Raw genomic sequence first — 14,122 nt, forward strand, 5'->3', positions numbered from 1 at the left:
CATGGACAAGTCTGCAGCAGAGCGTATCGCCCAGCGTTTCGTCGGCTTGCCCGTCGAACAACGGCGCCAGATCCTCGCCAAGATGCACGAGACCGGGCAGAGCTTCAAACTGCTGCCCATCGCTGTAACCCGACACGCCGCAGCGCGCATCCCGCTGTCCTACGCGCAGCAGCGCATGCTGTTTCTCTGGCAGATGGAACCGGGCAACGCGGCTTACAACGTGCCCCTGGCGGTGCGTCTGAATGGCGCACTGGACCGACAGGCCCTGAGCGCGGCGCTGGATCTGCTGGTGCAACGCCATGAAACCCTGCGCACCCGCTTCGTTTCAGAGGACGGCGCGTTCTATCAGGAGATTCTCCAACAGGCCACGGTCGCCCTCGATTTCGCGGCGGCGGCACCCGCAGACATCGAGCAACAGGTGCGTGCCGAGTTGCAAAAGCCCTTCGATCTGCTGAGCGGGACGCTGCTGCGGGTCAAGCTGTTCCAGCTGAGTGAAAGCGAACACGTACTGACCGTGTGCATGCATCACGTGGTGTCCGATGGCTGGTCCGGCGAAGTGCTGATTCGCGAGTTCGTGCAGCTTTATCAGGCGCAGGTATCCGGCCAGCCGGCTCCGTTACCCGAGCTGGCGGTTCAGTACGCCGATTACGCGATCTGGCAACGCGCCTGGCTGGAGGCCGGGGAGGGCGAGCGGCAACTGGACTACTGGAAACAGCGACTGGGCAGCGAACATCCGCTGCTGAGCCTGCCATTGGACCAGCCGCGTCCGCTGCAACCGAGCCATCGCGGTGCGGTTGTGCGCGTCGACGTACCGCAGCAGCTGTCCGCACAACTGAAAAGCCTGGCGCGCAACAACGGCCAGACCCTGTTCATGGTGACACTGGCGGCGCTGTCCGTAGTGCTGTCGCGCTTCAGCGGGCAGTCCGACATCCGCATCGGCGCGCCCAATGCCGGGCGCACACGCAGCGAGCTGGAAGGGCTGATCGGCTTCTTCATCAACACCCAGGTGCTGCGTGTGCAGGTGGACGAGCGGCAGAGCTTTGCCGAGCTGCTGGATCAGGTCAAACAGGTGGTGACGGGTGCGCAGTCGCATCAGGAACTGCCGTTCGAGCATTTGGTGGATGCCTTGGCACCGGAGCGCAATCTGGGCCATAACCCGTTGTTCCAGTTCAAGATCAATCAGCACGTGCTGGCAGCCGATACCAGCGGGCAGCGCGTGTCGGGCCTGACCGTCGATGAGTTTCCGATGGGCAGCAGCGATGCGCGTTTCGATCTGGCCTTCGATTTCACCGACACGGCCGACGGGATACGCGGTTATTTCACCTACGCCACCGACCTGTTCGAAGCGCAGACCATCGAGCGTATCGCCGACGCGCTGCGCAGCGTGCTGCAAGCACTGGTCACGGACACTGACCGGCGTCTGGCCGATCATCCACACGCGGTATCATCGCCGGTCGCCGAGCAAACCCGGGACTTTACCTGCCCTGATTTCCTCAGCCTCTGGCAACAGGGCCTGCACGCCAGGCGCGGCAACACTGCTTTGCGTGTTGGCCAGCAGGTGTTGAGCTTTGACGAGCTCGAGACACGCAGTAATCAATTCGCCCGCTACCTGCACGCCCAGGACATCAAACCGGGCATGACCGTCGCCCTGTGCCTGGACCGCTCGGTGGAATGGGTGGTCAGCCTGCTGGCGGTGCTGAAGCTGGGCGCGGTGTACCTGCCGCTGGACAGCGCGCAACCGGCCGAGCGTCTGCAGCAACTGGTTCGTGACAGCGGCGCGGTGCTGCTGGTGCATGCGCCCGATGACGACAAGGCGGCGCGGTTGGGCGTGTGCCCGGTGCTGGCGTTCGACGCTGCGCTGTGGGCCTCTGTCGATAGTCAGGCGCTGGACGTTCGGGTTCTGTCCGGGCAAGCGGCGTACATCATCTACACCTCCGGCTCCACCGGGCAGCCCAAGGGCGTGGTGATCAGCCACGGCGCGCTGGCCAACTACGTACAGGGCGTGCTTGAGCGCCTGGCGCTGAACGACGGGGCGAGCATGGCGATGGTGTCGACGGTCGCTGCCGACCTGGGGCACACGCTGTTGTTCGGTGCGCTGGCGTCCGGCCGGACGTTGCACCTGCTGTCTCACGAGCAGGCGTTCGACCCCGACGGTTTCGCGCGTTACATGGCCGAGCATCAGGTTGACGTGCTGAAAATCGTGCCCAGCCATTTGCAGGGCCTGCTGCAGGCCGCCAATCCGGCAGAAGTGCTGCCGGGGCAGGTGCTGATTCTGGGTGGCGAGGCCAGCGCCTGGGCGTTGATCGAGCAGGTGCGTGCGCTCAAGCCGGGCTGCCGCGTCATCAACCATTACGGCCCGACCGAAACCACGGTCGGCATCCTGACCCACGAAGTGGCCGCGCCTCTCAGTGCCTGCCGCAGTGTGCCGGTCGGTCAGCCGCTGGCCAATGGCAAGGCGCGGGTGCTGGATGCTTACCTCAATCCGGTGGCCGAACGCGTGGCCGGTGAACTGTATCTGGGCGGTCGCGGGCTGGCGCAGGGTTATCTGGGTCGTGCGGCAATGACCGCCGAACGCTTTGTGCCGGACCCGGACGCCAACGGTCAGCGCCTGTACCGTGCGGGCGACCGTGCGCGGTGGGTGGATGGCGTGCTGGAATACCTGGGCCGTGCTGACGATCAGGTGAAAATCCGCGGTTATCGGGTCGAGCCGGGTGAAGTGGGCCAATGGCTGCAACGCCTGGACAACGTCGCCGAGGCCGTGGTGCTGGCCCAGCCGCTGGACAGTGACGAAACACGGCTGCAACTGGTGGCCTATTGCGTGGCGGCGACCGGCACGAGCCTCGACGTCGAACAGCTGCGCGAGCAATTGGCAGCGCACCTTCCGGAGTATCTGGTGCCCGCGCAGATCATGCTTCTCGAGCGTCTGCCGGTGACCGCCAATGGCAAGCTCGACAAGCGCGCCTTGCCCAGACCCGGCGTGGTCAAGCAGCGTTACACCGCGCCGGTCGGCGAGATCGAGGAAAAGCTCGCTGCCGTGTGGGCGGATGTCCTCAAGCTGGATCAGGTCGGCAGCACCGACAACTTCTTCGAACTGGGTGGCGATTCGATTCTCAGTCTGCAGATCATCGCCCGCGCCAAGCGCCAGGGCATCAAGCTCAGCCCCAAGCAATTATTCGAGAAACAGACCATCGGCCAACTGGCCTCGGTGGCAAAACTGATTCAGAAAAAGCCCGCCGCCGTGGCGGAGCAGATCAGCGGTTCGTTGCCGTTGCTGCCGATTCAGGCGCGATTTTTCGAGCTGGACATCCCCGAGCGTCAGCACTGGAATCAGGCTGTGATGCTCAAGCCTTTGCAACTGCTCGATGCCATTCACCTTCAGTCGGCATTGACTGCGTTGGTCGAACAGCACGACGCGTTGCGTCTGGGTTTCAGCCAGCAGAACGGCCAATGGCAGGCCACCTTCGGCGCGCCGAATACTCGCGAGCTGCTCTGGACCCATGAGCTGGACAGCATCGAGCGTTTGCCCGAACTGGCCACCGAGGCACAACGCAGCCTGGACCTGAAAGACGGCCCGCTGCTGCGTGCCGTGCTGATCAACCTGCCACAAGGCGAACAGCGCCTGCTGCTGGTGATTCATCATCTGCTGGTGGACGGTGTTTCATGGCGGGTGTTGCTGGAAGACCTGCAACAGGCGTACCTCGCCCTCGCAGCAGGTCAGCCAGCGCTGCTGCCGGCGAAAACCAGCGCGCTGCAAGCCTGGGCCGAGCACTTGCAGGCCTATGCACAAAGCCCGGCGCTGGAGCAGGAATTGGGTTACTGGCAGGCGCATTTGCAGGACGTCAGCGAGGCCTTGCCTTGTGATCATCCGCATGGCGGCCAGCAACAGCAGCATGCGCTGTCGGTGGTCACCCAACTCAATGGTGAGCTGACCCGGCAATTGCTGCAGGACGCCCCGGCGGCCTACCGCACGCAGATCAATGACCTGCTGCTGACCGCGCTGGCGCGGGTGGTCAGCCGCTGGACCGCGCAACCGCATGCGCTGATTCGTCTCGAAGGGCATGGCCGTGAGGACCTGTTCGACGCGCTGGACCTTAGCCGTACGGTGGGCTGGTTCAGTAATGTGTACCCGATCCGACTCACCCCGCAGGCCTCGCTGGCCGACTCGATCATGACCATCAAGGAGCAACTGCGCGCAGTGCCCGACAAGGGCATCGGTTACGGCGCGTTGCGTTACCTGGGCAGTGAATCGGCGCGGCAGACCCTGCAAGCCCTACCGCTGGGCAGCATCGTGTTCAATTACCTGGGGCAGTTCGACGGCAGCTTCGACGCACCTGAAGCACTGTTCACACCGTCCGCCGACAGCAGCGGCGCCTCACAGAGTGCCAATGCGCCGCTGGCTGCGCCAATCAGCATCAACGGTCAGGTCTATGCCGGCGAACTGCGGCTGAGCTGGACCTTCAGTGGCGCGGTGTTCGAGCGCGACACGGTGCAGCGACTGGCCGACGAATACGCCCTTGAGCTGCAACAGTTGATTGCACATTGCACCACTGAAGGCGTGGCTGGGGTGACTCCGTCGGACTTCCCGCTGGCGCGCCTGAGCCAGTCGCAACTGAGCAGTTTGCCGATATCTGCCGGGCAGATCGAAGACATCTACCCGCTGGCACCGATGCAGCAGGGCATGCTGTTCCACACCCTGTTCGAGCAGCAAGCGGGTCATTACATCAACCAGATGCGCATCGAGGTCAGCGGCCTGGACGTGCCGCGTTTCCGCGCCGCGTGGCAGGCCACGCTGGATACCCACGAAGTGCTGCGCAGTGCTTTCATCAGCCATCTGCAACCGGCGCTGCAAGTGGTCTTGCGTGATGTGCGCATGCCTTTTGTCGAACTGGACGCCCGAGCGCAGTCGTCCGACTGGATCGACCAATGGGCCGATGCCGACCGCCAGCAGGGTTTCGATCTGGCCCAGGGCCCGTTGTTGCGCCTGGCCGTGTTGCGCACCGGCGAGCAGAGTCATCAATTGATCTACACCAGCCATCACATCCTCATGGACGGCTGGAGCAGCTCGCGCCTGCTCGGTGAAGTGCTGCAGCGTTATAGCGGCCAGACACTGCCGAGGCAGGTCAGCCGCTATCGCGACTACATCGAATGGTTGCAGCGTCAGGATGCCGGGCTCAGCGAGCGTTTCTGGACCGACCAGTTGGCCAGACTCGATGACCCCACCCGTCTGGTTCAGGCCTTCAAGGCGCCTGAGAACGGCCAGGGGCATGGTGATTACCTGCATCTGATCGATGCCGAAAGCACCCGTCAACTGAGCGAGTTTGCCCGCGAACAGCGCGTGACCCTCAACACGCTGGTGCAATCGGCCTGGCTGCTGGTGCTGCAACGCTACACGGGGCAGTCCAGCGTCACCTTCGGCGCAACCGTGGCCGGGCGTCCGGCGGATCTGCCGGGTGTCGAGGAGCAACTCGGGCTGTTCATTAATACCCTGCCGGTGATCGCCTGCCCGCGTGCCGAACAGCGGGTGGCGGATTGGGTGCAACAGGTGCAGGCGCAAAACATTGCCTTGCGAGAGCATGAACACACGCCGCTGTACGAGATTCAGCGTTGGGCACGCAGCGCTGGCGAGACGCTGTTCGACACCATTCTGGTATTTGAAAACTACCCTGTTTCCGACGCCTTGCAACAGGCTGCGCCGCCGGGGCTGGTGTTCGGCGGTCTGCATACGCAGGAACAGACACATTACCCACTGACGCTGGTGGTCAATCTCGGTGAAACCCTGTCGGTGCGTTTCAGCTACGCCCGTCAGGCGTTCAGTGAGCAACATATGGCGCAGTTGTCGGCGCATTTCCAGCAGGTCTTGCAGGCGCTGGCGCATGACGCGCAGGCAGCGCTTGGCGAACTGGCGTTGTTGAGCGACCGAGAGCAGCAGCATGTTCTGCGCGAGTGGAACGCCACAGCCGCAGACTTCCCGAGCGAGCAGTGCCTGCACAACCTGATCGAAGCCCAGGTGCGTGCCACGCCGGACGCGCCGGCGCTGATCTTCGCCGCCGAGCAGTTGAGCTACGCGCAACTCAATGCCCGCGCCAACCAACTTGCGCATCGCCTGCGTGAGTCGGGCGTGGGGCCGGACGTCTTGGTGGGCATCTGCGTCCAGCGCAGTCTGGAACTGGTGGTCGGTCTGCTGGCGATCATCAAGGCCGGTGGCGCGTATGTGCCGCTGGACCCGGATTATCCCGAGGATCGTCTGGCTTACATGATGCAGGACAGCGGGATTGGTTTGCTGCTTACCCAATCGGCAGTGCTGGAGGGGCTGTCGGTTCAGGTCCAGGCCATTTGTCTGGATCAGGGCGGCGACTGGCTGGCCGGTTACAGCACCGCCAACCCGGCCAACCTGAGTCATCCGCTGAATCTGGCTTACGTGATTTACACCTCCGGCTCGACCGGCAAGCCCAAGGGTGCAGGCAACAGCCATCTTGCGCTGGTCAACCGTTTGCACTGGATGCAGAAGGCTTACGCGCTGGATGGCAGCGACACGGTGTTGCAGAAAACCCCGTTCAGTTTCGACGTGTCGGTCTGGGAGTTCTTCTGGCCGCTCATGACCGGCGCGCGCCTGGCCGTGGCGCTGCCGGGCGATCATCGCGACCCGGAGCGACTGGTGCAGAGCATCCGCGAGCATCAGGTCACGACCCTGCATTTTGTACCGTCGATGCTGCAGGCGTTCCTGACCCATCCGCAGGTAGAAAGCTGCGACAGCCTGCGCCGAGTGGTGTGCAGCGGTGAAGCACTGCCTGCCGAACTTGCCGGTCAGGTGCTCAGGCGTCTGCCGCAGGTTGGCTTGTTCAACTTGTACGGTCCGACCGAGGCGGCTATCGACGTGACCCACTGGACCTGCACCTCGGATGACATCCTCAGCGTGCCGATTGGCAGACCTATCGATAACCTGAAAACCCACATTCTCGATGACGGCCTGCTGCCTGCCGCACAGGGTGTGGCGGCAGAGTTGTATCTGGGGGGCGTCGGTCTTGCGCGGGGTTATCACAACCGTGCGGCGCTGACGGCCGAGCGTTTCGTGCCGGACCCGTTCGACGAGCAGGGCGGCGGCAGGCTGTACCGCACCGGCGATCTGGCGCGTTACCGCGACGCGGGCGTCATCGACTACGCCGGGCGTATCGACCATCAGGTGAAGATTCGCGGCCTGCGTATCGAACTGGGCGAAATCGAAGCGCGTTTGCATGAGCATGCCGCTGTGCGCGAAGCCACGGTGATCGACATCGACGGGCCGTCCGGCAAGCAACTGGCGGCTTATCTGGTGCCGACCGATGCCGCTCCGGCGCCGGATGTTCTGCGCGAGCTTCTGCAGTCTTACCTCAAGGCTCATGTGCCGGATTATATGGTGCCGGGCTACTTTGTCTTTATCGATTCGATGCCGCTGACCGCCAATGGCAAGCTGGATCGCAGGGCTCTGCCGAAACCGGATGCGGCCCGGTCACAGCAGGGTTACGTGGCGCCGCGCACCGCATTCGAGCAACGCCTTGCTGCGTTGTGGGAGCAGGTGTTGCACGTCGAACGGGTCGGGCTCAACGACAACTTCTTCGCGCTGGGCGGGCACTCGTTGCTGGCGGTTTCATTGGCGGGCAGGATTCGCGAGACGTTCGATATCTCCATCAAACTGCATGACTTGCTGTTGCTGCAGACCCTGGGTGAACTGGCCGATTTCATGCGCGCCGACGATGCTCGGGTCAAATCGGCGGTCATCGCCATGAACGCCAGTGGCTCGGCACATGCGCCACTCTTTTGTCTGCCGCCGGGCGGTGGCGGCACGTATTCGTATTACCCGCTGGCGGGCAAGTTGAGCGACAGCCGAAGGGTTTACGGGTTGGTCAACAAGGCCTATGTGGTGCCGGGCTGGTTCGATACGTCGTGGCATGACATGGTCGATTACTACGTCGAGCAGATCCGCATGACCCAGCCGCACGGGCCTTACAACCTGCTGGGCTGGTCGATGGGCGGCGCGCTGGCTGTCGAAGTCGCGCATGTGCTGGAGCGCGCTGGCGAGGTGGTGAGCTTTCTCGGGCTGGTCGACACCCAGCTGCCGGCATCGGTCGGCATGCAATGGGTCGAAGAGGACTCGCACGTCACCACGCAGCAGCAGGGCGAAAACTACTACCGCAGCCTGATCAAGAGCCTGCAGGCCTTCGTGCCGGGCTTGCAGGAGCAAACCATTGTCGGCCTGATCGAAACGGCCCGGCAGTCGGTGACCGGGGAGAGTGAAGTCATTGATCAGGTGATCGGGCAGATCGCACTGCAACATGCGATGAACGTCGACAGCCTGCGCAGCATGTTTCAGGACATCGCTGTGCAGGACGAAATCGAAACCGGTTACAAGTTACTGGAAGCCAACGCGAAACTCAGCCAGGCGTTTACCTTGAAAACCCTCAATGTACAGGCCGATTGCTGGTGGGCAGGGCAAAGCCGCAAACCGGGGCAGATTGCCAAGGCCGAAGCGGTGCTGCTGGAACAATGCTCGGTCAACGGACTGCGCAGCTCGACGACAATCGATCAACGGCACGACAACCTGGTGATCGCGGAGGCGTTTCTGCAGGGACTTGCCGAGCAACTGGTATGACGCAGAGCGTCACGAACGGCATTCCCACGCGGAGTGTGAGGAGCGATAAGTGTCTGGGCTGGAGGGTGCGGGACGATAGGTGTCCTGGAGAACACCATCGTGCCCATGCTCCAGCGTGGGTACGCCTTTCCGGACGCTCTGCGTCCTCTCTTGAGTGCGCGGCGCGGCAGCTGGTGTGACGCAGGGCGTCACGAACGGCATTCCCACGCTGGAGCGTGAGGAACGATAGATGTCTGGGCTGGAACGTGACTTTCTGGACGCTCTTGAGTGCGAGGAGCGGACGCCGCTTAAAAATCACCGCGCAGGGTCAGGACGTAGTTGCGTGGGTCGCCGTAGTAGTTGCCGCGGTCGATGTCACCGGTGGCCTTGTAGTATTTGCGATCCAGCAGGTTGTTGCCATTGAGCGCCAACGACCAGTGTTCGTCGATTTTCCACGCGACCCGGGCATCCCAGATGGCCCGGCCAGCGTTATCGATGGGTTGGGTCGACTCGTGTTCCGAGTAGCCGCTCTGCGCCGAGACCCCGCCGCCGACAGTCAACCGACGCCAGGCGCCAGGCAGGGTGTAGCTGCTGGTCAGGCGCAGCATATGCCGGGGTGTTTCTGCTGAAATCGATTGCCCGTCACTGCCGCGGGTGATGTTGAACGTGTACCCGGCCAGGGTCTGCAATCCCGGTAACGGCTCGCCGCTGATTTCCAAGTCGAGGCCTTTGCTGCGCCGTACGTCGCCGTTCAGGTAGCAGGTCCCATAAGCATCGTTGCTCAGGCACTGGCCGGCGTTGGCATCATCCTCGACGGCAACGTCCCTCTGCTTCACATAAAACAGCGCCATTGACACATTCAGACGTTTGTCGAACAGCTCGCCCTTGATCCCGGTTTCATGGCTGGCGCCGATGGCCGGATCAAGCAGCGTGCCTGATGCGGTTCGATAGGCGCTTTGCGGCAGGAAAATATCCGTGTAACTGGCGTACCACGACCAGTCCCGGTTGAGGTCGTAGATAACCCCCGCAAACGGCGTGACCTGATTGTCTTCCTGGGCGCGACGGGTCATGCCTGCGGACGTGGTCTGATAGTCATAGCTGCTGACCCGGCCACCCATCACCAGGCTCAACGATTCAGTCAGGCTCAGGCGCAGGTTGCTGTACACGCCATAACGCTTGTCACTGTAGTCAGTGCTGTTCCAGGCCGGGCGCACAGGTTCGGCAATCGCGTCGTGGTCGGGGCTGAAGATAGACAGCGGCTGATTGGCGTTGACCGTGGCATAGCGCGACTCGCGTTTCTGCTCGGACCCGTTGCCGCCGACGGTCAACTGGTGACTCAGGCCAAAGGCGTCGAACCGGCCGTCCAGGTGCGCGTCGATGCCATCGCTATGGATATCGTCCGAGCGGAACAGGGTTCTGACCAGTCGGGAACCGCTCTGTGTCGCTGGGTCAATAGCGCCCTGTGCGTAGGCGACCTTCTGATCGAAAGCACCATCGGAGTGGGTTGCCGACAGTGTGCCGCTCCAGTTCTCGTCAAAGCGGGTTTCCAGTTCGCTGAACACTTCGTCGGTGCGGGTCTGGTGGCGGTTCCAGTCCTGGGCCAGCGACGTGGAGCGCGGCAGGTCGATGGCCTTGCCGTTGCTGTAGCGAGGCAGACCGAAGATCGAAAAGCCTTTGGTGTCCGCGTTCTGATGGCGCACGCCCAGTGTCAGGGTGGTGTCTTCGCTCAGGTCGGTTTCCAGGATGCCGTAGAGCAACGGCGCGGTTTTCTGCAGACCATCGATGAAATAGCCGCGGTCTTCATAGGACGTTACAAAACGCCCGCGGATGCTGCCTGAATCGTTGAGTTTGCTGCTGCCATCCAGGTCGACCCGGTAGTTGTCCCAGCTGCCTGCGCGGGTGGTGATCGAGAACTGCGGCAGGGCGGTCGGCCGCTTGCGTACCAGATTGACCGCACCACCGGGATTGCCTGCGCCGATCAGCAAGCCGGCCGCGCCGCGCAGCACTTCGACGCGGTCGTAGATTTCCATGTCCGGGGTCATCCAGCCGGTCACGCTGTAACCCTGGCCGGCCACGCCATCAATGATGTAACTCTCGTCCTCCAGCGCGAAGCCCCGCGAACTGAAGACATGAGAGCCGAAATTGCGTTGGGAAAAGGTGATGCCGGGCGTCTGTGCCATCACCTCGTCGAGGCCGGTGAGGTTCTTGTCGTCCATCACCTGACGGGTCATGACGGTGACCGACTGCGGCGTGTCGCGCAACGATTGAGCGGTCTTGTTGAGGCTTACGCCGCTGGCCGCATACGAGCCGCTGCCCTCGGTGGTGATGCCGAACGAGTCACCCTTGATCGCCACCGGCCCGAGGCTCATGGTGTGCGCGTAGGTAGCCGCGCCAAGGGTCAGGGTGTTGTCTTCAAGGCTGTGCGCTACGTCGGCTTTTTTCAGCAGGTCGGCGACTGCCTGTTCGGGCGTCAGCCTGCCATGCACCGGGCTGCTGAGCTTGCCGTTCAGGTCGTCGGGGTTGTAGAGGATTTGCAGATCGCACTGGCGGCCCAGTTCCTTCAGGGCAGTGCTCAGGGTCTGGGCCGGAATATCGAACTCGAATTCTTCCGCCAGCGCCTGTCCCTGGACACTCAACGCCAGCACCAACCCCACACCGCCCAGACGCAGGCCGAGCGTTTTCACGCGGCCTGTGCGCAGACGGCTGGAGGATGTTTGCATGGGAGGGATGGCTCGTTGAGATCAATGGTGAAGGATAATGCATTTGCGCCAGCCTGGTCGCGTGCAGAGCGGTGTATCACGAACCGAAACCGCTCCGACACGAGGAGTATGGACACGATTGTGTCTCTCCGGATACCTATCGTTGCGCACGCTCCAGTGTGGGAATGCCGTTCTTGACGCTCTGCGTCACACTCGATGCCGCGCCACGCGATCAGCGCTTCGCCTGCTCGCGAAGAGGCCTGTCCAGTCCCTGAAATCAGGGCATTTGAACCATTGCCTTCGCGAGCAAGCTCGCTCCCACAGGGATCTCCATAACGCTGAGCTTAGATCAGAAATCCCCCCGCAAGGTCAGGACGTAGCTGCGCGGTTCGCCGTAGACGTTGGAGCGGTCGGTGGCGATCGAGGTGGTGTAGTACTTGCGGTCGAACAGGTTTTCGGCGTTGAGTGACACCTTCCAGTTCTCATCCAGCTTCCACGACGCTCGGGCATCCCAGATGGCCCGACCGGCGACACCCAGCTCTTTGTTGGACGGCACTTCGTAACCCGAATCCGCCGACACACCAGCGCCCAGGGTCAGGCGGTTCCAGGCACCCGGCAGGTTGTAGCTGGTGTTGAGGCGCAGCATGTGTTTCGGCGTTTCGTAAGCCACATCCGAATCGCCGTTGTTGCGCAGCATGTTGTAGGTGTAGCCGCCGAACACTTGCAGCCCCGGCAGCACTTCACCGCTGGCCTCGACGTCGACGCCCTTGCTGCGGCTGATGCCGTCCTGCAGGTAGCAGGAGCCGTCGGAGCTGGTAGGGCACAGTTCAGTGGTGTTCACATCAACGGCAGCCACATCTTTCTGCTTGATATAGAACAGCGCCATCGACAGGTTCATGCGCTTGTCGAACAGCTCGCCCTTGAAGCCGGTTTCGTAGTTGGAGCCGATGGCCGGGTCCAGCGGTGAGCCGCCAGCAGTGACGTAGTTGGCCTGTGGCGTGAAGATGTCGGCATAGCTGGCGTACCACGACCAGCTGTCGTTGATGTCATAGATAACACCCGCGAAGGGCGTGAATTCCTGAGTCTGTTTGGACTCGTAGTCATTGGCCAAGCCGGTTTTGACGTCGTACTTGTAGTCGTACCAGCTCAGGCGCGTGCCCAGCACCACGCTCAACGGTTCGCTCAGATGAATGCGCGTGTTGGCGTACAGGCCCGCGCGTTCTTCGGTCGTGTCGATGTCGGTTTGCCAGGCCGGACGGGCTGGTTTGGCGAACGCATTCTGGTCGACATCGAAGATATTGATCGGCGTCCGTCTGGTCACCGTAGCCTGATGCGTGTTGGCCTCCTGCTTCGACCAGTCGGCACCCAGGGTCACCTGATGTTCAAGGCCGAACGCGTTGAAGTTGCCCTCCAGCTGGCTGTTCAGACCGACGCTGTCGACCTCATCCTTGCGAAACAGCGTGCCCTGAAAGTTGGAGCCCGCCAGTGTCGTGGGGTTTACCGTACCTCGTGCATAGGCAATATTCTGATCGAACCCGCCCTGCGAATACGTCAACGAGGTCTTGTTGACCCAGTCCTCATTGAAGCGATGCGCGACTTCGGTGAACACCTCGGTCATGTCGCTTTCATGGCGGTTCCACTTCTGCGCCAGGTTGGTCGAGCGCGACAGGCCCAGCGACTGGCCGTTGCTGTAGCGCGGCAGGCCATAAATCGAGTAGCCGTTGATGACCTGCTCCTGACGACGCAGGCTCATGGTCAGGGTGGTGTCATCGCTCAGGTCGGCTTCGACGATGCCGTACAGCAGCGGCGTGCGGCTGTCGCGACCGTCCAGGTAGGAGCCGCTGTCATCGTAGGCCGCGACCATACGCCCGCGCAGGGTGCCGGAATCGTTGAGCTTGCCGCTGCCATCCAGGTCGACGCGGTACTGGTCCCAGGAACCGGCGCGGGTGGTGATCGAGAATTTGTTCTCGGCGGTCGGACGTTTGCGCACCAGGTTGACCGCACCGCCGGGCTGACCGGCACCGACCAGCAGGCCGGACGCTCCACGCAGTACTTCCACGCGGTCGTAGATGGCCATGTCCGGCTGCATCCAGCCGGTGATCTGATAGCCCTGGCCGCCAATGCCGTCGACCAGGAAGCTTTCCGCCAGCAATGAGAAACCGCGCGAGGTGTACACGTGGCCGCCGAAGTTGCGGTACTGGAAGGTGATGCCCGGGGTGTCTTCCAGCACGTCGCTGAGGCTGGTGAGGTTGTTGTCATCCATGACCTGCCGGGTCACCACGCTCACCGATTGCGGCGTTTCGCGCAGCGATTGCGGCGCACCCTTGCCAATGCTCACCGCGCCGGTGGTGTAGGAACCGGTGCCGTCGGTGCTGGTGCCCAGGTAATGCGAGTCGATCGAGGTCGGGGCCAGGTTGACCGTGCCCGTCGTGTTCGAATCGTCCGCGGCGGCTTCCTGTGCCTGGCCTGCCACCGGCATGCACAGCGCAAGACCCATGGCCGCCATGGATGGCCGGGAGCGGAACATCTGACTGAGCATCAACGCTTTGCTGAGCGGGGTGAGACGTGACGGGTTGTGCATGAATTGGCTCTTTCCAGTGAGTATCGGCAAGGAAATTGGGTGCGTCGTTCAGGTCTGCGCAGTCGGGTCCAGCCGTCGACCGGGCACGCGTGAGCAACTTTTTTATGAGGCGTTGCGCGAGAGATGGCCGGGCGCGCAATTCGCTGTTAATGAGAACGAAAGCGAATAACGTTTATTTAATGTTTTTTTCACAATTCCCGAAAAAAGATGGCGCTTGGCTAGTAATTGAGTGTGACG

The 14,122-nt window shown here is 62.5% G+C and carries 3 protein-coding genes; 1 reads left to right on the plus strand and 2 read right to left on the minus strand.

What is annotated here, in order from left to right:
* Window position 1 precedes the first annotated feature (1 nt).
* On the plus strand, window positions 2–8,626 hold the full coding sequence (locus BLR20_RS00710) for an amino acid adenylation domain-containing protein (RefSeq protein WP_054993216.1): 8,625 nt from the start codon (window positions 2–4) through the stop codon (window positions 8,624–8,626).
* A gap of 287 nt (window positions 8,627–8,913) precedes the next feature.
* On the opposite strand, the gene BLR20_RS00715 is transcribed toward BLR20_RS00710, so the two are convergent.
* On the minus strand, window positions 8,914–11,325 hold the full coding sequence (locus BLR20_RS00715; RefSeq protein WP_054993217.1) for a TonB-dependent siderophore receptor: 2,412 nt from the start codon (window positions 11,323–11,325) through the stop codon (window positions 8,914–8,916).
* A 328-nt stretch (window positions 11,326–11,653) separates the two neighbouring features.
* Window positions 11,654–13,885 (minus strand): TonB-dependent siderophore receptor, encoded by a 2,232-nt coding sequence (locus BLR20_RS00720; RefSeq protein ID WP_054993218.1) that lies wholly within the window; start codon window positions 13,883–13,885, stop codon window positions 11,654–11,656.
* Window positions 13,886–14,122 lie beyond the last annotated feature (237 nt).

This window comes from Pseudomonas congelans (assembly GCF_900103225.1).
Classification (GTDB): Bacteria; Pseudomonadota; Gammaproteobacteria; order Pseudomonadales; family Pseudomonadaceae; genus Aquipseudomonas; species Aquipseudomonas congelans.

What these genes read in the sequence shown, in the direction of transcription:
- BLR20_RS00710 (WP_054993216.1), top strand. Translation starts at nt 2, where the DNA reads ATGGACAAGTCTGCAGCAGAGCGTATCGCCCAGCGTTTCGTCGGCTTG.
- BLR20_RS00715 (WP_054993217.1), bottom strand. Translation starts at nt 11,325, where the DNA reads ATGCAAACATCCTCCAGCCGTCTGCGCACAGGCCGCGTGAAAACGCTC.
- BLR20_RS00720 (WP_054993218.1), bottom strand. Translation starts at nt 13,885, where the DNA reads ATGCACAACCCGTCACGTCTCACCCCGCTCAGCAAAGCGTTGATGCTC.